General features: G+C 41.5%; 24 protein-coding genes. 12 read left to right on the top strand and 12 right to left on the bottom strand.

Annotated elements, in window-relative coordinates; all coding sequences use genetic code 11:
* Window positions 1-17: 17 nt before the first annotated feature.
* The 5 genes from ACMVDV_RS02770 to ACMVDV_RS02790 all read right to left on the bottom strand — a co-directional run bounded on the left by ACMVDV_RS02770 (window position 18) and on the right by ACMVDV_RS02790 (window position 7,184).
* Window positions 18-911, bottom strand: coding sequence for a carbon-nitrogen hydrolase (locus ACMVDV_RS02770; RefSeq protein WP_416157110.1), 894 nt, complete (start codon window positions 909-911; stop codon window positions 18-20).
* On the bottom strand, window positions 908-1,963 hold the full coding sequence (locus ACMVDV_RS02775) for an agmatine deiminase family protein (protein WP_416157111.1): 1,056 nt from the start codon (window positions 1,961-1,963) through the stop codon (window positions 908-910). Before ACMVDV_RS02775 ends, ACMVDV_RS02770 begins: the two co-directional genes overlap by 4 nt.
* Window positions 1,964-2,031: 68 nt before the next feature.
* Window positions 2,032-2,673, bottom strand: coding sequence for a PilZ domain-containing protein (locus tag ACMVDV_RS02780; RefSeq protein ID WP_416157112.1), 642 nt, complete (start codon window positions 2,671-2,673; stop codon window positions 2,032-2,034).
* A gap of 120 nt (window positions 2,674-2,793) precedes the next feature.
* Window positions 2,794-5,967: an efflux RND transporter permease subunit gene (locus ACMVDV_RS02785; RefSeq protein WP_304184597.1), complete on the bottom strand. Its 3,174-nt coding sequence runs from the start codon at window positions 5,965-5,967 to the stop codon at window positions 2,794-2,796.
* Window positions 5,968-5,981: 14 nt separating this feature from the next.
* Entirely contained in the window at window positions 5,982-7,184 is a 1,203-nt protein-coding gene (locus ACMVDV_RS02790) for an efflux RND transporter periplasmic adaptor subunit (protein WP_416157113.1), read from the bottom strand.
* A gap of 239 nt (window positions 7,185-7,423) precedes the next feature.
* Here ACMVDV_RS02790 and ACMVDV_RS02795 point away from each other — a divergent pair, with 239 nt between their 5' ends.
* From ACMVDV_RS02795 to ACMVDV_RS02810, 4 genes are all read left to right on the top strand, one after another.
* The gene (locus ACMVDV_RS02795) at window positions 7,424-8,026 is read left to right on the top strand and encodes a TetR/AcrR family transcriptional regulator (protein WP_304184594.1); all 603 of its coding nucleotides are present in this window, start codon (window positions 7,424-7,426) and stop codon (window positions 8,024-8,026) included.
* A 241-nt stretch (window positions 8,027-8,267) separates the two neighbouring features.
* The gene (locus tag ACMVDV_RS02800) at window positions 8,268-8,825 is read left to right on the top strand and encodes an RNA polymerase sigma factor (protein WP_304184591.1); all 558 of its coding nucleotides are present in this window, start codon (window positions 8,268-8,270) and stop codon (window positions 8,823-8,825) included.
* Window positions 8,822-9,898 carry a FecR family protein gene (locus ACMVDV_RS02805; RefSeq protein ID WP_416157114.1) on the top strand — a complete coding sequence of 359 codons (1,077 nt, stop codon included), beginning with the start codon at window positions 8,822-8,824 and terminating at the stop codon, window positions 9,896-9,898. Before ACMVDV_RS02800 ends, ACMVDV_RS02805 begins: the two co-directional genes overlap by 4 nt.
* Window positions 9,899-9,928: 30 nt before the next feature.
* Entirely contained in the window at window positions 9,929-12,928 is a 3,000-nt protein-coding gene (locus tag ACMVDV_RS02810; protein WP_304184652.1) for a TonB-dependent receptor plug domain-containing protein, read from the top strand.
* Between the two features lie 57 nt (window positions 12,929-12,985).
* Here the strand turns inward: ACMVDV_RS02810 and ACMVDV_RS02815 are convergent, their stop codons facing one another.
* From ACMVDV_RS02815 to ACMVDV_RS02845, 7 genes are all read right to left on the bottom strand, one after another.
* A complete protein-coding gene (locus tag ACMVDV_RS02815; RefSeq protein ID WP_416157115.1) occupies window positions 12,986-13,381 on the bottom strand; it encodes an ExbD/TolR family protein in 396 nt (131 codons plus the stop codon).
* A 223-nt stretch (window positions 13,382-13,604) separates the two neighbouring features.
* Window positions 13,605-14,048: a ferritin-like domain-containing protein gene (locus tag ACMVDV_RS02820; protein ID WP_416157116.1), complete on the bottom strand. Its 444-nt coding sequence runs from the start codon at window positions 14,046-14,048 to the stop codon at window positions 13,605-13,607.
* 174 nt (window positions 14,049-14,222) lie between these two features.
* Window positions 14,223-15,161, bottom strand: coding sequence for a LysR family transcriptional regulator (locus tag ACMVDV_RS02825; RefSeq protein ID WP_304184582.1), 939 nt, complete (start codon window positions 15,159-15,161; stop codon window positions 14,223-14,225).
* 15 nt (window positions 15,162-15,176) lie between these two features.
* Entirely contained in the window at window positions 15,177-16,895 is a 1,719-nt protein-coding gene (aceK, locus tag ACMVDV_RS02830; RefSeq protein WP_416157117.1) for a bifunctional isocitrate dehydrogenase kinase/phosphatase, read from the bottom strand.
* Between the two features lie 82 nt (window positions 16,896-16,977).
* Window positions 16,978-17,454 carry a DUF4124 domain-containing protein gene (locus ACMVDV_RS02835; RefSeq protein WP_416157118.1) on the bottom strand — a complete coding sequence of 159 codons (477 nt, stop codon included), beginning with the start codon at window positions 17,452-17,454 and terminating at the stop codon, window positions 16,978-16,980.
* Between the two features lie 76 nt (window positions 17,455-17,530).
* Window positions 17,531-19,027: a DUF3413 domain-containing protein gene (locus ACMVDV_RS02840; protein WP_416157119.1), complete on the bottom strand. Its 1,497-nt coding sequence runs from the start codon at window positions 19,025-19,027 to the stop codon at window positions 17,531-17,533.
* Window positions 19,028-19,032: 5 nt separating this feature from the next.
* Complete coding sequence (locus ACMVDV_RS02845) at window positions 19,033-19,245, bottom strand: DUF1414 domain-containing protein (RefSeq protein WP_016707302.1); 213 nt, start codon at window positions 19,243-19,245, stop codon at window positions 19,033-19,035.
* Between the two features lie 62 nt (window positions 19,246-19,307).
* Between ACMVDV_RS02845 and yejK the strand changes: the two genes are divergently transcribed.
* The 8 genes from yejK (at window position 19,308) to ACMVDV_RS02885 (ending at window position 24,298) form a co-directional block, all read left to right on the top strand.
* Window positions 19,308-20,321, top strand: a complete 1,014-nt coding sequence (gene yejK, locus ACMVDV_RS02850; protein ID WP_304184575.1) for a nucleoid-associated protein YejK — start codon at window positions 19,308-19,310, stop codon at window positions 20,319-20,321.
* Window positions 20,322-20,650: 329 nt separating this feature from the next.
* Window positions 20,651-21,421: an alpha/beta fold hydrolase gene (locus ACMVDV_RS02855; RefSeq protein WP_416159044.1), complete on the top strand. Its 771-nt coding sequence runs from the start codon at window positions 20,651-20,653 to the stop codon at window positions 21,419-21,421.
* 160 nt (window positions 21,422-21,581) lie between these two features.
* On the top strand, window positions 21,582-21,782 hold the full coding sequence (locus ACMVDV_RS02860; protein WP_416157120.1) for a hypothetical protein: 201 nt from the start codon (window positions 21,582-21,584) through the stop codon (window positions 21,780-21,782).
* A 57-nt stretch (window positions 21,783-21,839) separates the two neighbouring features.
* Window positions 21,840-22,097: a hypothetical protein gene (locus tag ACMVDV_RS02865; RefSeq protein WP_416157121.1), complete on the top strand. Its 258-nt coding sequence runs from the start codon at window positions 21,840-21,842 to the stop codon at window positions 22,095-22,097.
* 65 nt (window positions 22,098-22,162) lie between these two features.
* Window positions 22,163-22,894, top strand: a complete 732-nt coding sequence (locus tag ACMVDV_RS02870; RefSeq protein WP_416157122.1) for an alpha/beta fold hydrolase — start codon at window positions 22,163-22,165, stop codon at window positions 22,892-22,894.
* On the top strand, window positions 22,875-23,333 hold the full coding sequence (locus ACMVDV_RS02875) for a GFA family protein (RefSeq protein WP_416157123.1): 459 nt from the start codon (window positions 22,875-22,877) through the stop codon (window positions 23,331-23,333). Before ACMVDV_RS02870 ends, ACMVDV_RS02875 begins: the two co-directional genes overlap by 20 nt.
* Window positions 23,334-23,565: 232 nt before the next feature.
* Window positions 23,566-23,904: a DUF3703 domain-containing protein gene (locus ACMVDV_RS02880; RefSeq protein ID WP_416157124.1), complete on the top strand. Its 339-nt coding sequence runs from the start codon at window positions 23,566-23,568 to the stop codon at window positions 23,902-23,904.
* 31 nt (window positions 23,905-23,935) lie between these two features.
* Window positions 23,936-24,298 carry a GFA family protein gene (locus tag ACMVDV_RS02885; protein WP_416157125.1) on the top strand — a complete coding sequence of 121 codons (363 nt, stop codon included), beginning with the start codon at window positions 23,936-23,938 and terminating at the stop codon, window positions 24,296-24,298.
* Window positions 24,299-24,316: the final 18 nt, after the last annotated feature.

A 24,316-nucleotide genomic window follows, 5' to 3' on the forward strand; every position in this document is an offset into this window, starting at 1 on the left:
GAGGCGCTAATTTATTCTTAATCGCGATATATTTTGGTTAAATCTTGGTAATGATCAATACGACGATCGCGTAAATACGGCCAAATTCGTCTGACATTTTCAGAACGTTTTTGATCAAGCTCAACAATTAATAGTTGCTCATCGGTGTTGTTGGCTTCTGCTAGCAGCTCACCTTGAGGACCGGCAATAAATGAGTTACCCCAAAATTGAATACCCTCACTTTGGCCACTTGGATCACTTTCATGACCGACACGATTACAACTTATAACAGGTACGCCATTGGCAACGGCATGGGCACGTTGTGAAATCACCCACGCATCTTTTTGGCGAGTTTGTTCGCCTTCATCATCTCGCGGATCCCAGCCAATTGCGGTTGGATAAATTAATAATTCAGCACCGGCCATCGCCATTAAGCGCGCGGCTTCTGGAAACCATTGATCCCAACAAACTAGTACACCAAGCTTACCAACAGAGGTTTGAATAGGTGCAAAGCCTAAATCACCTGGCGTGAAGTAAAATTTCTCGTAAAAACCAGGATCATCTGGGATATGCATTTTACGATATTTACCGGCAATGGTGCCGTCTTTTTCAAGCACTACCGCGGTATTGTGATACAGCCCTGTGGCACGTTTTTCAAATAGTGAGGCAACAATAACAATGCTTAATTCTTTTGCAAGCTGACCTAAAGTGTCGCTACTTGGGCCCGGAATAGTCTCGGCCAAATCAAAAACATCAACATCTTCGGTTTGACAAAAGTACAGACTGCGATGTAATTCTTGTAACACCACCAGTTGCGCACCTTGGCTTGCGGCATCGCGAATAGCGGCGATTGATTTTGCCATGTTTTGCGCGGCATTATCAGTGTTACTTTGCTGCACTAAGGCAACGGTTAAATTTGCAGGGCTGCTCATAATGATGCTCCAGCTAAAAATCCACGGGGTAATTGCATAGTAATGCAGTGTAAACTACCAAATTGATGAATAATGGGTAAGCAGTTAACGCCTATTATTTGATGCTCAGGGTAGGCTAACTGAATTTGCGCTAAGGCTAATTCGTCATTGGCATCAGCATAAATTGGCACAAGTACAGCGCCGTTAATAATTAAATAGTTTGCGTAGGTGGCAGGCAACCTGTCGCCATCAGCATTAAACACGGCTTTAGGCCATGGCAAAGCAATTAAGCTATACGGCTTACCCGCAGTTGTTTTAAAGCCTTGTAACTGTTTTTCCATGGCATCAAGAGCAGGAAAGTGCTCATCACTTTGCTCATCACACTTTACATACACTAAGGTATCATTGGGCGCAAAGCGCACTAAAGTGTCGATATGGCTGTCGGTATCGTCGCCGGCTAAGTAGCCGTGATCAACCCATAAAAAGTCGCTTGCGCCAAGTTGTTCACGCAGGCATTGTTCAATGTCTTGTTGGGTTAGATCTGGATTGCGATTTGGATTGAGTAAACATTCACTGGTGGTCAATAATACACCGTGTTGATCAATCTCAACGCCGCCACCTTCCAGAACCAAATCAAGCGCTTGATATTGATTAGTAGGAGCGGCAAGTTGCTTAACCAGCACCGCATTAATTTTATTATCTAATTCACTGGTAAATTTATTACCCCAGCCATTAAAAGTACAATCAACGATTTTTAGCTGGTTGTTATCTTCTAGCGCAGCGCAGGTGAGAGGCCCGTGATCACGAGCCCACGTATCGTTACAAGGCGTCACCACAAAATGCACGCGGCTTAAATCAACCTTGTTTTGACTTAACAACTGGCTAATGTGGGTTTTTAAGGCTTGATCATGAGCGATGATCACTAGGTGCTCAATGTTGCAGATATGCTGACATAGTTGCACATAGACCGGCTCTACAGCGGTTAAATTGTCGCACCAATCAGTGGCTTGGTGTGGCCAAGTGAGCATAACGGCGTCTTGCTCAGCCCATTCGGGTAAAAGTCTAAAGTTCATGAATTTAATAAACAAACAAAGGTGCGGCTAGTTTAGCATTTCAGCCGCAGATGTCAGCTTTTTCATGGTTATTGTTCAGGCCTTGTCGGTGTTTCTTCGTCAGTTTTCAATTGTTCGAAAGATTGTTCCTCCGCTTGCTGTTGTTGGCGCTTCTTAAGCTGGCGAGTTTGTGCATGTAAACTGGCACGCACGACAAGCTCTTGATCAGTATCGCGGATAGCTTTAAATAGTAAGGTGTATTGATAGTGTTCATCGTCAACTGTATTAACGGCCACCACTTCGGTGTAACAATAAATTGCTGACGCTTCGTGTTGTAAAAACAATTTTGTGCGAAATGCTTGGCCAATTGAGTAAGCTTTTGTATCGGTTAATTTGACACCACCACCGCCGTAGCTATCACAGTACATAGCGTTATCTTCAGGTTGTTCTGAAGCTAAAATATGGCTCATTATTAAGTCAATTTTGCGCGATTGCGCTTGCAAAAACACGACGAGTTCTTGTGCTAAATCACCTAAGTTACGCAGTGGTCTGAGGGAGCTTTGTTCAAGCTCACTGACTTCATTGGCGAGTTTAAATAACGGGGGAATATCCGCTTCTAGCTGCGCTAATGTTGTCGGCACCTTATCATCATCAACGGCAAACAAATTGACTCGGTTACTTTCATCTATTTGAAAGTACTGCTCAAACTCGGTTAATTTTTCACTGTTCATAATTAGGCTCCTCGACGCACGAATTAATATAGTAGCGCCGACGGCATAAAATTGCTAGTTATCAAATGGCCATAAAAAAGGGCAAACTACTGTTTGCCCTTATATTTTTGTTGTAAGTAATTAAACATTACCTTCTTGAGTATCGACATGCTCTCGTTTATGGTGAGCTGCGATTTCATCCGCTAAATCTGCACGGGAGCGTTGCTCTGTTAATTTGCGCTCGGTCAGCCAGTAAAAGAACAGTGGCACAAAAAATACTGCGAGGAATGTTGCAGCCATCATCCCGCCCATAACCCCAGTACCAACACTATGACGTGCGCCAGCACCGGCTCCAGAACTTATAACCAAAGGCACTACGCCTAAAATAAACGCCAATGAGGTCATAATAATCGGTCTAAACCGTAGGCGGGCAGCTTCAAGTGCCGCAGCGCTTGCGCTCCAACCTTGTTGATGTTTCATCAAGGCGTATTCAACAATCAAGATGGCGTTCTTACTGGCTAAGCCAAGTAACGTCACTAAGCCGATTTGGAAGTAGACATCATTCGTCATACCGACTAACCAAATGGAAACTAATGCACCAAAGGTACCAAATGGCAAAGCTAACATCACAGAGAGCGGTAATGACCAACGCTCATACAGCGCTGCAAGGATTAAAAATACCATGATCACCGCAAGGCCTAAAGCAATTCCTGTGGTACCTGAGCTGCGTTTTTCTTGATACGCAGAGCCGGTCCAGTCGTAAGTCATATCGGGTGGTAATACGGCTTTCGCAATACGTTCAACCTCAGCAATTGCTTGCCCTGAGCTGTAACCCGGTGCGGCGTTACCGAGCAATTTAACCGCTGGCAGGTTGTTATAACGATTCAGGCTTTCTGGTCCGCGGCTGTATTCTATGTTAGTAAACGCCGACATTGGCACCATAGTACCTTGGCTGTTTTTCACATAAATTCGGCCTATGTCATCCGGTTTCATTCTAAACTCTGCTTCAGCCGACATCAGTACTTGCCATGCTCGGCCAAACTTATTGAAATCATTAACATAGTAAGTGCCGAGTGTGCCTGCAAGGGCGGTGAAGGCATCGTCAACTTCAATGCCCATGGCACGCGCTTGTTCGCGGTCAACATCCACTTTAAGTTGCGGCGCATTCGGTCTCCATAACGTTTGCAGGCCACTTAAAATTGGACTTTTTTGCGCTTCAGCCATCATTAATCCCATGGCTTGTTGTAGCTTTTCCGGGCCACCTGCGCCTTTGTTTTGAATATAAAACTCAAAGCCGCCAGTATTGCCTAAGCCGAAAATAGCGGGGGGATTAAACGCCAGTACTAAGGCTTCGTTGATATGCGCAGTTTTCATAAACAGCTCATTAACCAAGCTTTTAGTATCAATCTCACGTTCATCCCAATGTTTTTGGGTGACGAATAAGGTTGCGGCACTGTTTTTATAACCGCCACCAATAAAGTCAAAGCCGGTAAATGCCACCACATTTTCGTTGGCAGGATTAGATTGTACGGCGCTAATTACTTCAGCAACTACTTCTTCTGTGCGCTCAAGGGATGAGCCATCAGGTAAGAAAATCGCTGAAATATAGTAGCCTTGATCTTCATCAGGCACTAACGAACCAGGGGTGTTTTTCCAAAGTCCAATGGTGATTGACACCATACCAATCATTAGTAATAAACCCAATGCACCGCGACGTACCATAAATCCTACTGCACCCACATAGTTACTGGTAATTTTAGTAAATACACGGTTGAACCATAAAAAGAAGCGTGCGGTTTGTTTATGCTCTTGTTTTAAAATAAGTACACATAAAGCGGGCGTCATTGTCAGTGCGACTACGCCTGATAAGCTCACTGCAATTGAGATAGTAATTGCAAACTGACGGAACAATTCACCGGTTAAGCCACCTAAAAAGGCAATTGGCACGAACACAGAGCACAACACCAACACAATCGCAACAACAGGGCCTGATACTTCTTTCATCGCTTTAATGGCAGCTTCATGGGCACTAACATGCTCTTCATGCATGATACGTTCAACATTTTCAAGTACCACGATAGCGTCATCCACCACGATACCAATAGACAGCACCATACCAAATAAGGTCAGCGAGTTAATTGAGTAACCGAGCATATACATACCCGCAAATGTGCCAAGTAGCGATACCGGCACGGCAAGGGTTGGAATAAGCGTTGCGCGCCAATTTTGTAAAAACAAAAATACCACTAAAAACACGAGCACCATTGCTTCAATTAGCGTTATGACAACTTCGCGAATTGAGACTTCCACAAAGCGGGTAGTATCGTAAGAATTTAAGTGAGCGAGCCCAGTGGGGAATTGCTGGGTAACTTCTGCTAATACGCCATTTACTTCTGCTGCTACATCAAGAGCATTGGCACCAGGTTGCAGGAAAATACCAAGGAGCACGGCTTCTTTGCCGTTGATGGTGCCTCTAAAGTTATAGTCTTTTGCGCCTAACTCAACACGGGCAATATCTTTTAAGCGTAAGCTACTGCCATCCAAGTTTGAGCGAATAATGATTTCTTCAAATTGCTCAGGTTCTGATAAACGCCCTTGCGCGGTAACGCTGTAAACTAGTTCTTGCGCGGATTGCGAGGTAGGAGTTGCGCCAATTGAGCCGGCTGCGTACTGTGAGTTTTGGCTGCGAATTGCCCCCGCTACTTCTTCAACAGTGACACCTAATTGGCTCATTACATCAGGGCGCAGCCAAATACGCATGGCGTAATCTTTCGCACCAAAGATTTGTACGCTAGTCGTACCGGGTATACGCTTGATGCGGTCTAAAATATTCAGCGTGACATAATTTGAAGTCCATAAACTATCGCGACTATCATCGGGCGAATAAAACGCATGAACTTGTAAAAAGCTTGATGAACCTTTTTGTACTACCACACCTTGGCGGCGTGTTTCTTCTGGTAATCGGGCTTCAACCTGTTTGACACGGTTATTGACGTTGACCGCAGCTTGGTCAATATCGGTGCCAATCTCAAAGGTTATTTCAATAGTCGTTGCACCAGAACTGGTAGAGGTTGAAGACATATACATCATGCCTTCAACACCGGTAATGGCATTTTCTATTGGCGCCGCGACTGTTTGTTCCAGTACTTCAGCTGATGCACCTGGGTAGGCTGCTGTAACTTGCACAACCGGTGGGGCAATTTCAGGGTATTGGGCGATCGGCAAGCTGCGCATAGCAGCCAGACCCGCCAAAACAATCACAATAGAGATCACAAACGCAAAAATAGGTCTGTCGATAAAATAACGAGAAAACATAAAACTCCCTGCGCTTATTCTGCGCTTACGCTGTGTGTTACATTGTTAACGACCACTGGCATGCCAGGAAAGAAGATCTTTGCCATGCCATCAATTATGACTTCATCGCCTTGCTGTATGCCAGATTTAATCAACCAAAAGTTTTTATCACCTTGATTGTCTGGCTTTTGGATCCATTCACCTACTTCAACAGGGGCTGGGCGGGCAATCGTGTCGCCTTGTTCATTTTTTGCTACGACATAAACAAACTTGCCGGTGCCATTATCAAGCACTGCACGCTGTGGAATAACAAAGGCATTTTTACGGACCGCGCCACTTAGCATCACTCGCACAAATTGACCTGGGCGAAGCTCAAAATCAGTGTTGGGGATAATGGCCTGTAGTTCGCTGGTGCCGGTATTTGGGTTAATGCGCACATCAGAGAAGTTAACCTTGCCACTTTTATTGGAGAGTGAACCGTCTTGTAATTTAATGCTCGTGTGCCATTGACCTTTTTCTGGCAAGGTTAATGAACCATTCGCGACATCTTGTCGCATTTGTAACTGCTCACGCTCAGAAATACCAAATCGTAACCGAATAGGATCAAGTTGAGTTATTTGCGTTAGTAGTAAATCAGGGCCTGAAACATAGGTGCCCTCAGAGACAAATTCACGGCCCATCACCCCAGCAACGGGGGCTTTTACTTGTGCATACTCTAAATTGAGCTGGGCTTCTTTTAGTGCCACTTTAGCGGCCGCTAAAGTGGTCTTAGCAATATCATTAGTAGAACTGGCGTTATCGTAGTCACGTTGCGATACTGATTTGTCAGCGCGTAATTTTGCTAAACGTGTAACCTCACGCTCAGATTGTACTAATGAGGCTTGTGCGCCGTCTAAGGCGGCTTGCGCGCTCTCAACAGCGAGTTGATACGGGGCTAAATCCACTGTGAAAAGCGACTGCCCTTGGCTAACGGTCTGACCTTCATCAAAGTTACGAGATTCTAAAATCCCTGTTACTCTGGCACGAACCTCCACTTCTTTAGAGCCAGATAAGGTCGCAGGCAGTTCAATTGTAAATGGAGCATCTTCATAGCTTGCAATTGTAGTGGCAACGGCGGCCGGATGCATCGCTGCTTGCTCGGCTTTGGGTGCTTCACTACAGCCTTGCAGTAGCAATGCGGCTGAGGTCAATAAAAATAAAGAGACAGATAATTTTGATGGTGCGAAAGACAGACGCATGATTACTCCACAGTTCCAATTGTTAAGTATGAATAATAGTAAATGATTTCTAAGTTAATAGCATGACACAGTGTTGATTTTATGATCAACTTGAATTGCGTAATGCAGAATCCATTTAGCCTAAGTAAACGCAAGTGTATACCTATTCATGTTTAAGGTATACACTTGCGTTTACTTTTTCGAAAGTACGATTATATTGCAAATTCATGTATAATATTTGGATAAATATTGGGGGCAGTATGGAACCAAATAATACAAAACAAAACGATGTATTGTGCGTTGCGATTGAAGAATTTGCACAGCGTGGCTTAGTGGGCACGACTATGGAAGCCATTGCGAAAAAAGCGAATGTTTCTAAACGTACACTTTATAAACATTACGCCAATAAACAAGCTTTGTTTGATGATGTAGTGTTATTGCTACTGTCACGTATTGAGCAGTTACAAAATTATCATTATCGTAGCGACGTACCAATTTACGAGCAGCTAAAAGATCTTGCACGTTTGTCTCTTTCTTTAGGCAGCGATGAAGACTATTTAACTTTGTCGCGTATTGTGATCATTGAGTCAATGCGTGATAAACAACAAGCAGCGCGCCTAGAAGCTAAATTTTTAGATTGCGGCAAAGGATTGCAAGGCTGGTTTGCACAAGCACACGCGGCAGGTGTGTTAAATGATATTCCCGCCGATATTGCGGCGGCCTTTTTCTACGGTGGGCTAAAAAAAATGGCCTACTGGGAGCAAGTGATCCAGTGGAAACCAGCACTTGATGAAGAAAAAATTGAGCAACTAATTGACTTAACATCACGATTTTTTATTAGCGGTATTAAATTACAGGAATAAAATGAAGCGGTCATAACTATGTGGTTTGAGTTGGTTAAAACAGCTTAATCACACGAAAAATTGAAGTGTGTTATGAGTTTATGGCATCGTTATTGAGTTCACCAGCAGCTGAAAAATAAACTATTGTAAGTGCTTTGTGAGTGAAATAACGTTAATAACCACAAAATTAACAATCGCGCTTGTAATTGTCGTCAAAACTCGTACTCTTAGCGTAATAATAATAACAAAGGTACAGTCAATAATGACGCGCAAGCTTGCATTATCCACTACATTTCTTGAGTTGTCCTCGCAGTTGCGTCGGTTTGTTTCTCGTATTGTGCAACCAGATGATGTAGAAGATATCGTACAAGAAACCTTTGTAAAAAGCTATCAGGCTGATTTAAAACAAGATATAAAGTACGCACGCAGTTATATGTTAAAAACTGCCAAGCATTTAGCGCTTAACCATATTGCAAAATGGGATAATCAACAGTGTGACTCATTAGACACCTCGGATGATTATCAGCAGTCGTTGAAATCAATGCAACTTGAGGATGAAGTGACCTCAAAAGAGCGCTTTTTATTATTTTGTCGTGCAACTGAGCAATTAAGCCAGCCAGTACGAAAATGTTTTATTTTAAAGAAAGTGTATGGCATGAGCCAAAAAGAAATTGCCGCTCATATGAAGTTAAGTGAAAGCACGGTTGAAAAACATATCGCTAAAGGGTTGTTACAGTCGATGCACTATATGCAGCAGCATGAGCAGTTGGGTGAACAGCATAATCCCACTATTAAACCTGCCAGGAGGGTGGGAAAATGAGTAACATCCATCAGTTTTCGTCTAAAGACACTATTCAAGCAACAGCCAGTCGTTGGATCAGTGCAATGGATCGAGGCTTATCAGCGCAAGAACGTCAGCAATTTCAGCTTTGGGTGCAAGAAAATAAAGCCCATCAAGATGCGGTATTCGAATTAGCCCAATTATGGGACGAATTAAGCGTGTTAAATGAGCTCAGTAGTTTATTCCCCAATAAGCATGGTATTAATAAACCAGTCCACAAAGGCGCTAATTTCTCTATTGCAGCAAGTATTTTTGCAGCCTTACTGATTGCCAGTTTTATGTTTATTGGCATTGAACATTGGCCAACAACACCACAAGAACAAGCCAAGTACAGTAAAATTTACCGCACTAAAGTGGGTGAGCAAGCCACGTTTGTATTACCCGACAGCACGATAGTGCAACTTAATACCAATAGTTTATTGGAAGTGGCATATACAAAAAATCGTCGCCAACTGATCCTAAGTCGTGGTGAAGGGCGTTTTAATGTTGCCAAAGATGCGGCACGTCCTTTTACGGTGATGGCGGGTGATAAGTCATTCACAGCATTAGGAACGGTGTTTAATGTGCAACGTAATGCGGCATCAGATCTAGAATTAGTGGTGACAGAAGGTAAAGTGATGATCACTGACCCTTCAGTCGCTGTAAATGCGGATGATTTTGTACAATTGCAAAACGCCAGTAATGATACCGAAAAAGTTAAAAATATTAATGCCAGTATTGTCATCTCTGGTGAAAAAGCATTGATAAAAGAAAGTATAACAAAGCCAATTACGCGTTTAACGCAAGACGACGTACAACGCGATTTGGCATGGCAACAAGGGATGTTAATTTTTAATGGCGAACCGCTTGGCGATGCATTACAAGAAGTGAGTCGTTATACCGCAACACGCTTTGAATTGGCAGATCCTAGTTTAGCTTCATTAAAAGTCGCGGGTGTTTTTAAAGCTGGGGATATTGTCGGGTTGCTCGATAGTTTACGATTAAATTTAGCCATTGAGCATGAACGTTTAGGTGAACATATTGTGAGCCTTAAACAGTCCGATCATAGCTAAGCTTTTTGATTAAAAGTGTCAGACGTTACAATGGTAAAAGCAAAAAGTAACAAAATAATTAATAAAAAGATAAAATTACATAGCGGATTATTCTTTCTCAACTGTTTATATAAGTTGCGCAGTAACCAAACGTATTCAATTTATGGATTTTTAGCCGTCGCACCGCTTGCATTAAGTTTTAATGTGCAAAGCGCAGCGGTTGAATCACAAATGATACAATTTGACATAAAAGCGCAGCGAGCAGACTTAGCACTGATTGAATTTGCCAAACAAACGGAACAAACCGTGGTTTTTTCGTTTGATTTAGCCAAACAATACCAAGCTCAATCAGTGTATGGTTATTACACTCAGTTAGAAGCGCTTAGCAATATGTTGCAGCAGACTGAACTCGATGCGGTTGTTGATCAAAATGGTTTACTGAGTATAAAACTCAAACAAATCAATAGGAATGATAACAACATGAGAAAGCTTTCAGGGGTCAGTGCCGCTGTTTTACCACTTTTAATGGCGACCAATAGTCAAGTGGCAAACGCACAACAACAAGCCGCGCAAGAAAACATTGAAAAAATTGCCATCGTCGGTAGCCGTGTAGCAGGGCGTTCAGTTGAAGATTTACCCGTCCCTGTTGATATTTTAAGTGCGGAAGCACTGGAAAATACAGGGCAAACAGAAGTTGGTCGTATGCTACAAGCTATTGCACCTTCTTTTAACTTTTCAAGCTCAGCGATCAGTGATGGCACCGATGCATTACGTCCTGCGACGTTGCGTGGTTTAGGGCCCGATCAAACCTTAGTACTTATCAATGGTAAGCGTCGTCACCAAGCGAGTATTATCCATATCAATTCATCTGTAGGGCGTGGTACCGCAGGTACTGATATGAATGCGATCCCAGCGGCAGCAATCAAACGTATTGAAGTGCTGCGTGATGGTGCGGCTGCGCAATATGGCTCTGATGCGATCGCGGGTGTTATTAACATTGTTTTAAAAGACGCAGATGAAGGCGGTAAAGCAGCGGTTAATTATGGCCAATACTCTGAGGGTGATGGCGAAACGGTTACTGTTGATTTTAATAAAGGTTTTGCGCTAGGTGATGATGGTTATTTAAATACCACGATCAATTACCGCGACCGTGCGCCGACTAATCGCGCTGGTTTACACGGCTCTTGCCAATTTTATGGCTGTACAGAACTGGCTGATGGCACGCTTTTAGCGGGTGATCCACGCGAGCTTACTGCACCACGTGATACCTTTCGAATTGGTGATGCAGACTCGCAACAATTTGCGCTAACTGTGAATACCGGTTACGAACTTGCTGGTGGTGAATTATATGGTTTTATCACTTACTCAACCCGTGATAATGAATCTGCCGCATTTTTCCGTGAAAACGCCAATGGCGGCGGTAACCCAGTACTGCAAGATGGTGATGCAGTGATCCCAATGGGCTTCTTACCAAAAATTAATACCACAATTGATGATATTTCTTATAACTTTGGCTTTAAAAAAGAGTTTGATAATAGCTCAAGTCTTGACTTGTCATACACCTATGGTGAAAACAGCATTGATTACACCACCAGTGACACTATCAATGGCTCATACGCTAATTTACTACGTTATGAACAAGGTTTAAGTGCGGATGATATTCGTGCCACTATTCCTCGCCAAGCGTATGCGTATGGTATGGAGCTATCACTGCAAACGATTAACCTTGATTTTACGCAAGATTATGACGATTTCTCACTTGCTATGGGGGCTGAATTACGTACCGATGAATACCGTATTTTAGAAGGCAGCGAATACGCATACCGTGATTATGATACCAACAATGGTGTTAATATTTACGATGGTATGAGCGGCGGTATTGGCAGCGAAAATGCAGCGGGTGGGACACAAGGTTTTGGCGGCTCTGCGCCAGAGTCATCGGTGGATGAATCGCGCGATGTTATTTCATTTTATCTTGATGCTGAAACCTACATTATTGATGATGTGATTATTTCAGGCGCACTTCGCTATGATAACTATAAAGGTTTTGGTGATACGGTAAACTTTAAACTTGCTGGTAACTGGTCGGTTACTGATGATGTATCGTTACGTGGTGCGGTGAGTACCGGCTTTAGAGCGCCATCGATGCAGCAGTTATATTTTAATAACATCAGCACCCAATTTGTGGTTGGTCCTAATGGGAACTTAGTGGCTGAAGAAGTTGGTACGTTTAGAAATGACAGTACCCTTGCACAAAGTATCGGTATTCCAAAACTCAAAGAAGAGAAATCGCAAAATCTGAGTATGGGGATTGTCTACAACGTGACTGATAACATCAATGTGACGTTAGATTATTATTCAATTGATATTGATGACCGTATTGTGATCAGTAATCGGTTAGGCAAAGGCTTAGCAGACACCTTAGATGCAGCGCTGGTTAGCTCTGGTGCAGGTGCTGGGCAGTTTTTCTTAAATGGAGCTGATACTGAAACGCAAGGTATTGATTTTGTTGCGACTTGGAATACTGAAGGGTTAGGCGGCACACTTGATTTTACACTTGCAGCTAACTTTACTGAAACCGATGTGGTGGACTTATTTACTCCACAGGGCAGTGGCCTTGAAACAATTCCTGTAGAAGACGTATTTTCTGCACAAGAAATTTCAATCATCGAAGAGTGGCAACCACAAGACAGAGTTAACTTAAGTGCGCTCTATCGTTTAGAAGATTGGACGGTAAACTTGTCACTTAACCGTTATGGTGAATATACCGTCGAAGACGGTGGTCGGCAAACCTATGGTGCTGAAATTCTAACTGACATTAAAGTAAACTATTTTGTTACTGATAATCTGTCACTGAATATTGGTGCTAACAACTTATTTGACGTATACCCAGATAAAAACACCATTGGTAACTCACGTGCCGGCACAATTGTGGATGCATCGGGTAATACCATTGTCAGTTCCACTGGGGTATTTGAATACTCACGTCGCTCTGCGCCATTTGGTTTTAACGGTGCTTACTATTATGTAGGTGCTGAATACCGCTTCTAAAATAACTTCTCCTACGTTATTTAGCTTTGAAGGGCCTTAGGCCCTTTTTTTGCGCGTTTAATTTGATGTCAGTGTGATGGGGTAGTTATCATACTCTTTGATATTATTCATTACCGTCATCAACGTTTGATGGCTACTGTTTTCGTTCGCTGTAATTTGCACTGCGGTTATTTCATAGTTTGCTGCAAACATGGCAAGGTTAGTGGCTACTTGGTCTAACGCAATTAACCGTTCGCCAAAATGTACGGCATTATTTTGGTCGATACTAAAATGGGCACTTTTAGTTTGCTTATCAATGTTAGGTTTATCTAAAGGTCGTTGTAGCTCTATAGCCACAGGTTTTACAAACGATGTTGTAACAATAAAGAAAATTAATAATATGAATACGATATCAAGCATCGGGGTCATATCAACGTCAGCGTTTTGTGGGTTTATATGTTGTTTGTTTCTCATAATGGAACCTTATTATATTTATTAAGTTTAAATAAATGCTGCGGCGCCACAGCGGATCTCAGGTACCTATTTATAAAGTTAGTAGAATAAAAATCTATCGTGGTTAAATAAATATTTTATTTTTATTAATTCTTTGCATTTTTTTGTTATAAAATTCATGAGAATATGGTTTTTAGCATAAAAAAGCCCAACACAAGGTTGGGCGTTGAGTTAATGAGTGTGATTAATGTTTTTGCATACGGCTCATTTCTGTATGACAGCTTTGCATGGTTAATAATACTTTAGCCAGTGCGGCTTCGCAGTCCTGTGGCTGTGGCTTTTTCATCGCGGCTTTAATTTCTTCAAGTGTTTTATCTTCCACTTCTTCAAGCTCTTTAACATAATTTTCATCGTTATTTGAGCTGAACTTAGTGATAAGTGCTGTGTACGCACGGCGAGCTTCAACAGCAAATGAAGAGCCATCTTCGCGCTCTCCTTGCTCATTGATTGCATAAGGCTGAAGGTTTTCAACACTCACTTTACGCGCATCTATCATACGTTGAAAAAGCGCGCCAATTGCTGGATCTTGCACTTCTTGTTGGGCTTTTTCATAAAAGTCGATGCCGCTGTTCATTACTTGGATAATGTCAGTGATATGATTAACGTCTTGTCCTTGATGGGTATTCATAATTATGACCTCTTTAAGTTTAGTGAAATTCACATTAACTAAAGCAAGCCATGTTCCAGTATGAGAAATTAATATAACACTCTGTATATTATAGGGTAAATATAACTACTGGGGAGAGGGTTGCTTACCAAGCTAAGCTCAGTAAGCAAAATTTACACAGACTTTGTAAGAGTGTTACTTTAACTCATCGGCTACTTCAGCCACTTTTTGGCGTAACCAAATATGACTTGCATCACGGTGTAACAAAGGACTCCAGATCATATCGAGTTCAAATGGCGGAATAGGAAAAGGTGGCTCAAGTATTTTTAAACCAGCATCATCTAGATAAATATTGGCGGCTTTTGAAGGCAGTGTAGCAACCAAATTTTGCTCTTTCGCTAAGTGAATAGCGACATGATAATTACGGGTAAAGGTGGCGATATTACGGTGTTTACCAAAGTGTGCGAGGGCTTCATCTACCCAACCCAGTTTTTGCACATCTTTGGGATCCATACCAACGCCGACCCCAAAGCCTGTTTTACTCACCCAAATATGGCGGGCTTTTAAATAGCTATCTAAGCTAAAATTTTCGATTATCGGGTTGTCGGCTTTTACTAAGCAGCAAAAGCTGTCTTTCCAAATTCGCTTATGATGGAACGATTGCGGTAAGTTTTCAAAGCGGTTAATTGCCATATCGACTTTGCCGTTTTCTACATCATGAAAGGTCACGTCACTTGGCGTTAGAATATCTAAGGTGGTATCGGGTGCTTCTGCGTGAAGTTTACTTAATAACTTGGGCGCTAAAGTGCTGGCGGCGTAATCACTGGCCATGATCCGAAATACCCGTTTACTTTGGCTGGCTTCAAACTCGCGATTAGGGGCAAGGGTTTCTTCTAAGGTCATTAATATACCGCGGATCACCGGCTGTAATTCAATTGCCCGCTCGGTAGGCACCATGCCATCACTGGTGCGTACTAAAATTGGATCGTTAAACAAATTACGTAAGCGTTTTAAACCATTACTCATGGCCGGTTGTGTAATACTCAGCTGATGTGCGGCCCGAGTAACATTACATTCGCGTAATAAGGTATCGAGATAAACGAGTAAGTTTAAATCTATTTTACTGATATTCATTGTGTGTCCTTTCGTTTACCACTGGTGGATAAATCGCTGTGCTGCCGGATAGGGGTATATATGGCTAACAATGCCTTTTTTTACATTTTGTTGTGCTTGCTGCCAAAATATCACATCGAGTAACTCAGGGTGTGCCTGAGTAAAAATTGCTTTATAACGCGGGTTAGGCATTACAAAGGTGCATAACTGTTCAGGAAATACATCCTGCGGTGCTACAGAGTAGCTTTGTTCATTGGTTAAGTAGTCGTCATAGCTTTTTGCTTTAGGCAGTGCTCTGAAGTTCATATCTGTTAAATATTGCACTTCATCGTAATCGTAAAAAATGATCCGTTTATGTTTACTAACACCAAAGTTTTTTAACAGCATGTCGCCCGGAAATATATTAACCGCAATCATCTCTTTTAATGCTTGGCCGTATTCTGTAATAGCAACAGCGGCATCTTCGGTATTGGCGTTTTCTAAATATAAATTCAGTGGCGTCATACGTCGTTCAATATACATATGCTTGATGATCAGTAAATCACCTTCAATGATCATTGATGAGCCAATGGTTGCTTTAAGTTGTGCAAGCAATGTAGCGTTAAAACGTGCTAATGGGAATACGACGTTTGAATACTCTATGGTATCGGCCATGCGGCCAACCCGATCATGACTTTTTACTAATTGATAGCGTTTAAGTACAGTATCGCGACCGAACGGTTTACTTTCACCAAACTTATCTTTAATTATTTTAAACACATAATCAAAAGAAGGCAGGGTAAATACCATCATCACCATACCTGGTGTACCAGGAGCAATCACAAAGTCATCGCTGGAGCGTTGTAAATGGGTTAAAAACTCGCGATAGAACTCGGTTTTACCTTGTTTATGAAAACCAATGGCATTGTAAAGCTCTGCCAAGGTTTTGTTGGGCATTAGTTGATTTAAAAACCGCACTAAGGCCGAAGGGGCGTGAGTTTCAACCATAAAATAGGCGCGGGCAAAACCAAAAATAACCCGCATTTGTGATGAGTTAGTGAGTAACGCATCAAGATACAGGCCGTGCTCTTGGTGATGCAACACGGCAATAATAAATGGCTGTACACCACTTTGCGAGACTACTCGGCCAACAATATACGCGGCTTTATTACGGTAAAAAGGCGTTTGTAAAATATCAAAACGCATTTGCCATGCACGATGATGAGTGTCGGGAGCTTGTTTGTAAAACGCCTTAACAAGCAGCCGTATATCACGTTCTAAATTAACAAAATCTGCTTTAAAATCAAACTGGTTGATTATTTTTCTAATGGTGGGCTTTAAACCGTCTACAACAGGAAAATAGCTACGGTATTCGGCTTCAACGGGCAGAGCAGGCGCATCGGCTAAAGTGGCTTTAACAAAAATAAAATCATTATTAAAATAACGCCGATGAAATAATCGGCAAAATACGGAATTATAAAAAGTTTCAGCTAATTCTGCTTGCGGATGAAACGTTAAAAAATGCTGATAAGTTTGTTTTGTTTGCAGCCACAGTGATTCATCAAGTTGATTGGCTAATTGCTGATTTTGTAGCTGTTGAGTGGTTTCGTTTACCCGATCATCGTAATAGGTTATTCGCAGGCGACTGATATCATGCATTTTTGCCCAGTCTCTATTGGCAAATGCGAGAGGGGCCTGTGCAGTGATCTGCTGAAATAATTTATAATGCTTTTTAAAGCCATTTAAAATCAGCTCGGCGATGTTTTGTGGTTGCATGAACGGGTACTCCAAAATGACCTATAGAGTATATACTCTACACTTGTTAAGAGTATGCTAAATACTAGTAAAACCCAATAGCTTATTTATAACGTTTTAGTTTTTTTTCTAGTGTGGAGAGCTGTTTGTTAGTTGTTTTGGTGTTTTTGGCAAAGGTTTTATTGATCACTTTTAGCTGCTTTTTTATCTCTTTACTAAGCTTTTTTTTATCATCATCACTCATTAAACGATTAAGCCGTTGCAGTTGCTCGTATTCAGCGCGGTCACGGTCACGACTCAAAATGGCGAGTTTATGTTTAACGCTGCGAATTTCTGCGTTGAGATTGCGAACAATTTGTTCACGTTCAAGAGAGTTAAGTGCTTTTACATGATTTACGTTAGAAGGCGTAACATTCGGGGATACGGTAAGTTTATGCTCTGTGGCTTGCTCGCCACAAGGAAACTGGCTAAAAGTAGTGCCTTTGTCGGTGACACACTTATAGTATTGCTCAGCAGCGGAAACCGGATTAGTAACGAGTAGCAAACTGATAAAAATAACTAATAGAGTACACAGTTTCATTACGCTAGCCTTCCCTAGTTAGGACATAATCAATTATAAAAACTATAACCTAACTTGGGTAAATTGCCAGTGGCAGTTATTCGGTAAAGGTTTTTAGCTTTTTAATGCTTTGTGCTAAAAACGGAATATCTAAACCTTGCTCTATAGAAAAACCCTGAGCCGCAGAAATATTCTTATAATTACCGTCAGAATCAATTAACGTGATGCGGTCTTTCTTATACGCAATAAATACGCCCTGCGAATAGTTAACGCCAATGTCGTCTTTTTTGCCATATAAATTAACACCTAACATGCTTTGTTTAGCGATAGCCTTACAGCCTAAATATTGCCCAATACTGGTAGCAATTAGATCACTTGGTTGGATCAAGCCTTCAATACGGGTTACTTTTTTATCAGTGCTATATAGCGATGAAGCACTCACAATCCCTTGCTCAGCACTGGCTAAACTAAATGCAAATACCTGAGTAACACCTTCACGAAGCGTGGTATTTTCATCAGCTTGTATAATACGGATTGCTGCATTGCTGGTTGTTTCACTATTAATATAGTCGTAATCAGCAAAGCCACTGACGGTCATACTACGACGATTACTTTGCCAAACAGGTAACGTTTGCTCTGTCATTAGCGCTGGCTTGTAATAAGCGGGTAAACCGTAAATTAAGCTAAACAAGGCATCCTGATGATCAGTCGGTTGTAAAAACCGTGCGGTTTTATGTAAATTTGTTTGTTGTTCAGCAAAACTATCCAATGCGGCAGCAGTGCTAAATACTAAAATATCAATTGTTGCAGCGCTAAAATCATCACAGCGAGCAAGTGGCGCAGGCGTAAGGTAATTAACATTTTGTGTATTAAGCTTCACGTTGTGAGCTTGCTTATAGCTTTCAATATCTAATAAGTCATTTTTTGCTAATAAGCTCTTGGCCGTTGTTGGGTAAGACAAAGGTAAAACATTGTCTTGCTTGGTTATATCAAACTTTAAATTGGCATCAGCCCAAATATGAATACTGTGGCTCAGTGCAAAACACACTAATAAAAATGAACTGGCGTAACGGGCAAACTTATACTGTTTTAAACGCGCCAAATGATGCCAAGTATAGTTACTCGCTAATAATTGAAACGCAAAAATAAGCATCACAATTCCGCCTGCAAGTAATGTAGTCAGGGCAGGCGAGCTGGTTAAACGATGCCACAATAAAGTGATAATTTCAGGTAGTGCAGAGCTACTTAAGTGATAACCTAAGTTAAAATACACATAGGCATCGAGCGTGAGTAATGATGCACCACAGGTAGCGAGGATCGCCGCCATACCGCGAATATGGCGTGGGTAAGGGAATATCAAACTCAGCGGAAATACCGTCAGCACAAAGGCAATAAAGGTAATAAAACTAGTGTGGCTAAGCCAAGTCACTAGCATATAAAGGATACCTATAAAGCTGGTTGGAGGAGAGTCGGCAAATAAGTAGCTTAAACTTATAAGCAACACTAAGCCGATATTGGCGAATGTAAACCAATGTCCCCAACTTAATAATTGACTCGCTTTAGACGAAAACTGATTGTGCTGCGATAAATTCATAAAGTCTATTTAACCGATTGCGCAAGTGCTTTGGCAAAATTGTCTGCAACCGCTTGTCTTTTCCCTGTTGGTACATGCTCTTTTAAGATATGCGTGATAGAATTTCCTAAACACATAAGACTTAAATCAACCGGCGCATTGTGCTTAGTTAACACATCAATGAGCTGATCGACGATTTGTTCTACTTCATCGTTAGAATATTTTGATAAGATTGGCATCAGTTGGTTCAATAAAAGAGTTATATTCTCACATTTTAACACCAGAGGCGTGAAAAACAAAGATGGCAATAGATGTTAAAAAGTTAGTCGTTCATTATGTAGACAAAAAAGACGACGATACGCAAATTCATTTGCGCAATGACGAAATGGCAGTGAATGATAAAGTCGCTGTATTCATCGAGCAACTTCATCACGCGTACAACGGCAAACCAGGTAAAGGGTATTGTGCTTTTAGTGGTGATAAAAACTCTGTGGTTGCATCAGCCATGCAAAGCTACCGTAATCACGAGCTTGGCTTTTGGCACATGACAGAGCAAGCCACCACGGTTTTAAAAGAAGAATTAAATAAATACGCGTTTAACGAAACCGGTTATTTAATTTTTTGCCACTACCAATATGTGGCCACCGACTACATGTTGATAGCATTGATCAACATCAAAGAGCATTACTCAATTACCTCTGAGCTTGATTTAGCATCGTCACGTCACTTAGATATTTCCCGTATGCAACTGGCTGCACGCATCGATTTAACGGCGTGGGACACCCAAGCTGAAGACAATCGCTATATTTCTTTTATTAAAGGCCGAGCAGGGCGTAAAGTGGCCGATTTCTTCTTAGACTTTTTAGGCTGTGAAGAAGGCATCGATCCTAAACAGCAAAGCCAAGTAATGCTCAATGCTGTTGAAGATTACTTATCAGAGCAACAATTTGATAAATCTGAAAAAGACGATCTACGTAAACAAGTGTTTGATTACTGTAATGATTGCGTCACCACCGGTGAAGATGCCAACGTCAGCGAGTTATCTGCAACGCTTAGCAAAGGCGACGACAACCCGTTTGAAAGCTTTTGCAAAGAGCAAAGCTATGATTTAGAAGAGTCATTCCCGGTCGATAAAAAAACCGTCACCAGCATGGTTAAATTTTCCGGCCTTGGCGGCGGTGTTAGCATCAGCTTTGAGCGCAAACACTTAGGCGAACGGGTAATGTACAACGAAGCCACCGATACGTTAGTCATTAAAGGCATACCGCCGAATCTTAAAGACCAACTGCAACGGTTTATGGAAAGTGAAGACTAGAGCTTTAGCCGTCAGCTTTAAGCCATAAGCGGTAAGTTTTAAGCAGATTTGAGTTGGTTGAAAGCGTGGTGTTTACACCGCGCTTTTTTGTTTTTGCTGTGTGCCGAAGTATAGTGACAGTCGATACTAAATTAATTAAGTTGTCTAATAAAACCACCGCGAATAAGATTATTACTCTAGCTTTTAATATAAGAAATAATTAAAGAAAAATAGTAACTTGGCTATGGTTCATTGATAAAAGTTAATTCTAAAACGAGTTTATCTACAGGCTGGTTACTCTTTAAGGAGAAAATGTGAAATTTGGATTGTTGCTTTGCTGTTTTTTTGTCATGGCAAGTGTGTTTGCTAAGCCTAGTTTTATCAAAGTTAATGGTTATGATGTTGAGTACGAAATGGCGGGGAGTGGCAAGCACACGGTATTTTTAGAAGCGGGTGGCTCTGCGGGGTTGTCTGATTGGGATCCGGTTTTTGAAAAGCTTGCAAAGGAAGCCCGCATCATTCGTTATTCAAGAATTGGTAACGGCGGTTCTGCGCAATTGAGGAAAAACTATAGCTCTGAAGAGTATGCAAACGAAGCTCGCATGCTACTTGATGCGTTAGACGTTGAAAAACCAATCGTCTATATTGCTCATTCATATGGTGCTTATATCGCAAGACGATTCGCTGCAACATATCCTGAGTGGGTTTCAGCTCTTATGCTGATTGAGCCTGCTTCCGAGCATGATGTTGATATTATGCGCCAGATTGATCTTGCCAAAGCTGAGCAAGAAATAGCACAAGTGAAACTGGATGATATGGCTAATGGTATATCTAACCAGTATCTTGATTTTTGGGCGAAAAGACCGTTGCCAGATTATCCACAGATCCCAGATATTCCAGTAACCGTTATTGCATCCGTGAAAAAGTATAAAAATCCACCATTACTCTTTTTTACCGATGTAGGCCGAACGATGTGGGGCGAATTACATTTAGCTTGGGCTGAGTCTTTTCCACAAGGCAAAGCCGTATTAACAGATAAGAGCTATCATTACCCTCAAAATGATGAACCAGATAGGGTGGTGCAAGAAGTAATCGAACTGTTAGGGAGAATTAAAGACTAAGTAAGTGCAGCGAGTTGATTTACATGACTTGCCGCTGCCAAATAATTGAACCAAAATAGGAACTAGGCTATGGTTGGTTTACAAATGAAAATAAATCAAAACGAGTCATGCTTCTGACTTGTCGGTAATCTGGAATAGCTGTGGTGATTTAAGGGCTGATATGAGTGACAAAAACGAAAGCAAGTCAGCGAATATGACCTTAGGTGCCTATATGGCGATAGGGTGTGGAGTTGGCACTGCTATCGGGGTGGCTATTGGTGTGATCTTTAATATATTGCATTTCAGTTTAGCTATTGGCATTGCTGTTGGCGCTGGCATTGGCCTTGCAGTTGGTACGGCACTACAAGAAAAGACAAAATAAAAAATCAGATCTAACGCATTTTGGCCTTAGCTCGAGTAATAGACAATGGAGGTTTAAGTGGATTTTACTTATTGGTACATCATTTTAGCAATCGTATTCTTAATAAATTTAGCTGTTTCTGTATTTTTAGCTAAAAGGAATGATTTAGAGCCATTTCAAAAGGGAACGCAAATAGCGCTGGTTTGGTTAATTCCATTCTTTGCGGCAATAGGATTATGGCTATTTCATCGTACTCAAGATTCGTCTATTAGCCCATCTAAGCCTTTCGGTGGCGGAGCTAGCACAAGTACAAATTTCACTGGAACAGGTGATTAAATGAAGTATAGCGAATTAGTTAAGGTCACAGATAATCACTTTCTAACAAAATAGCAAATGTGAGCATGAAAACCATACTGCTACCTGGCCTTGATGGAACAGGCTTACTCTTTGCTAAATTGACGGAAAACTTTCCTGAATGCTTAGAAACAGAAGTGATTTCATATGAATCACTTGAAGGCATCACTTATGCTGAGCAAGGTGCAGAACTTGCGAAGCGTTTTGAAGATACTGATATCTATATTGTCGCCGAGTCTTATTCTGGACGGGTGGCATATGAGATTTATAAGCTACTTGGCAGTCGTGTTAAAGGTATCGTATTTTTGGCCAGCTTTATTTCTGCGCCTTGTTTGCTATCTAAATTGGCTGGCCTTTTACCCGTTAGTTTTCTGTCAGTAAGTTTTTTAAGTAACAAGCTACTTTATCTGTTTGGTTTTAGTTTAATGGGTGGCCAAACGTTGGTTTATCCCGTATTTGCTTCACTGCAAACAGCGAATAAACGTAAACTTAAATTAAGGTTATGCAACATAGCTGGTCTTTCAAAACAGCAGCAAGTATTAGCTTGTCCAGTGATTTATATTCGCCCTAGCAGAGATTTACTGATCAGTGCTAGTGCGGTGAAATACTTAGCGTCAATGTGCTCCAGCTTCAGCCAAGTTGAGATTGAAGGCGGACATTTTATAGCGCAATCAAACCCTGTGGCATGCGCTAAGGTTATTTGTAATGCATTCAACGCAGCATCAGCGTTGATAAAATTGAACTTAAAGGAAGATTATAATGAACAGCACATCCCATAAAACGAAAGGGCATTGTCGTTGTGGACAGGCAAAGTTTGAAGTTAGCGCACAGCCCATGATCACTATGGCTTGTCATTGCACTGGCTGTCAGAAAATGACGTCTAGCGCATTTAGCTTAAGCTCATTATTTCAAAGAGCTGCCTTTTCAATTACATCTGGAACGCCTATTATTGGCGGGCTGCATGATAGCAGTACACAGCACTTTTTTTGTGGGCATTGCATGAGTTGGCTATTTACCCATCTAGAAGGTTTGGATGATTTTGTAAATGTACGCGCAACAATGCTAGATGATTCTCGCACCTACAAACCATTCATTGAAACTTACACCGATGAAAAACTTGAGTGGGCGAGTACGGGGGCAGAGCACAGTTTTTGTAAGTTTCCAGCGCAAGAAAAGTTTCCTGAATTGCTTAATGAATATATGTTAAAACCAGCATAGGCTGAATATTTGTAAATGCGCAGCAGCGAGCATAATCAGCTATAACAAAGCCAGTACCGTTACGATGCTTACATGTATGGCCTTTTAAGAGGATATGAATATGTTAGATTTGGTTATGATTTCTACTAATTAGGACAGACTATCAGCAATTGAAGTAAAATAGGAACTGGATTATTATTTAGCCACTAAAAATATTTTTATCTACAATACACATAATTAGCAAGGTAATGGAATGCGACAAACACTAAAGGATGCTTATTGCTTCGAAATGGACGCAGCGATTCGTTTGTACACACTTAATGAGTTTGATGCTGCTTTTTATCATCTAGAGCGAGCTCATATTCTTGGCCAGCGTTATATAACTCCTCATACTCAATCTCACTGGTGGATGCTTAAAGTTGGCTTGAAACAGCACAAATTTAGAGATGTATTTGGGCAAGTAATGAGAATAATAGCATCGCTATTATTTTCTAAAATATGGGTGCCAATGGGCAATACCGGTGGCTCAAATGTTGATCCGTTAAAGCCAATGCCTATTCCTGAAGATTTAAAGAAGGTTTTGCAGCAATGAAACAGCCAAACGTTTTTGAAGGTGGGTGTTTATGTGGCAATATCCGCTACCTTTGTTACTGCTACAAAGCTGGTTTCAGTGCAAACAATACCAACGTCATTCAGGCTCTTTAACGCAGGTGTGGGTAGAGCTATCAAACGATCAAATAGAGTGGGCAGGCCCAGGAGGCTTGCCAACTGTGTGGCGCTCATCTGAGTACTCGAGTAGGGCCTTTTGCTCTAAATGCGGAAGTACAATTGGTGCGATTGACGATAAACCGACAGTAGCACTTGCGCTTGGGACATTTGACTCTCCAAATCGCCAAAGCTTTGCGCCGCAATCACATTCTTATATTTCGAAGCTGCCTAAATGGTGGCGAATTGATCACTTAAAAATATGTGATCAGTTTAGGTAAAATAGTCGCAAAGGCTTG

It is taken from the genome of Pseudoalteromonas sp. ASV78 (assembly GCF_047806705.1).
In the GTDB taxonomy this organism is placed as follows: Bacteria; Pseudomonadota; Gammaproteobacteria; order Enterobacterales; family Alteromonadaceae; genus Pseudoalteromonas; species Pseudoalteromonas prydzensis_A.

Bases quoted from the DNA above. Each gene is read 5' to 3' on its own strand.
- ACMVDV_RS02840 (WP_416157119.1), bottom strand. From the start codon at position 19,027: ATGAATTTATCGCAGCACAATCAGTTTTCGTCTAAAGCGAGTCAATTA.
- ACMVDV_RS02885 (WP_416157125.1), top strand. From the start codon at position 23,936: ATGTGGCAATATCCGCTACCTTTGTTACTGCTACAAAGCTGGTTTCAG.
- ACMVDV_RS02875 (WP_416157123.1), top strand. From the start codon at position 22,875: ATGAACAGCACATCCCATAAAACGAAAGGGCATTGTCGTTGTGGACAG.
- ACMVDV_RS02775 (WP_416157111.1), bottom strand. From the start codon at position 1,963: ATGAACTTTAGACTTTTACCCGAATGGGCTGAGCAAGACGCCGTTATG.
- ACMVDV_RS02880 (WP_416157124.1), top strand. From the start codon at position 23,566: ATGCGACAAACACTAAAGGATGCTTATTGCTTCGAAATGGACGCAGCG.
- ACMVDV_RS02805 (WP_416157114.1), top strand. From the start codon at position 8,822: ATGAGTAACATCCATCAGTTTTCGTCTAAAGACACTATTCAAGCAACA.
- ACMVDV_RS02825 (WP_304184582.1), bottom strand. From the start codon at position 15,161: ATGAATATCAGTAAAATAGATTTAAACTTACTCGTTTATCTCGATACC.
- ACMVDV_RS02780 (WP_416157112.1), bottom strand. From the start codon at position 2,673: ATGAACAGTGAAAAATTAACCGAGTTTGAGCAGTACTTTCAAATAGAT.
- ACMVDV_RS02800 (WP_304184591.1), top strand. From the start codon at position 8,268: ATGACGCGCAAGCTTGCATTATCCACTACATTTCTTGAGTTGTCCTCG.
- ACMVDV_RS02790 (WP_416157113.1), bottom strand. From the start codon at position 7,184: ATGCGTCTGTCTTTCGCACCATCAAAATTATCTGTCTCTTTATTTTTA.
- ACMVDV_RS02785 (WP_304184597.1), bottom strand. From the start codon at position 5,967: ATGTTTTCTCGTTATTTTATCGACAGACCTATTTTTGCGTTTGTGATC.
- ACMVDV_RS02820 (WP_416157116.1), bottom strand. From the start codon at position 14,048: ATGAATACCCATCAAGGACAAGACGTTAATCATATCACTGACATTATC.
- ACMVDV_RS02855 (WP_416159044.1), top strand. From the start codon at position 20,651: ATGGCAAGTGTGTTTGCTAAGCCTAGTTTTATCAAAGTTAATGGTTAT.
- ACMVDV_RS02835 (WP_416157118.1), bottom strand. From the start codon at position 17,454: ATGAAACTGTGTACTCTATTAGTTATTTTTATCAGTTTGCTACTCGTT.
- ACMVDV_RS02870 (WP_416157122.1), top strand. From the start codon at position 22,163: ATGAAAACCATACTGCTACCTGGCCTTGATGGAACAGGCTTACTCTTT.
- ACMVDV_RS02770 (WP_416157110.1), bottom strand. From the start codon at position 911: ATGAGCAGCCCTGCAAATTTAACCGTTGCCTTAGTGCAGCAAAGTAAC.
- aceK (WP_416157117.1), bottom strand. From the start codon at position 16,895: ATGCAACCACAAAACATCGCCGAGCTGATTTTAAATGGCTTTAAAAAG.
- ACMVDV_RS02810 (WP_304184652.1), top strand. From the start codon at position 9,929: ATGGTAAAAGCAAAAAGTAACAAAATAATTAATAAAAAGATAAAATTA.
- ACMVDV_RS02795 (WP_304184594.1), top strand. From the start codon at position 7,424: ATGGAACCAAATAATACAAAACAAAACGATGTATTGTGCGTTGCGATT.
- yejK (WP_304184575.1), top strand. From the start codon at position 19,308: ATGGCAATAGATGTTAAAAAGTTAGTCGTTCATTATGTAGACAAAAAA.
- ACMVDV_RS02845 (WP_016707302.1), bottom strand. From the start codon at position 19,245: ATGCCAATCTTATCAAAATATTCTAACGATGAAGTAGAACAAATCGTC.
- ACMVDV_RS02860 (WP_416157120.1), top strand. From the start codon at position 21,582: ATGAGTGACAAAAACGAAAGCAAGTCAGCGAATATGACCTTAGGTGCC.
- ACMVDV_RS02815 (WP_416157115.1), bottom strand. From the start codon at position 13,381: ATGAGAAACAAACAACATATAAACCCACAAAACGCTGACGTTGATATG.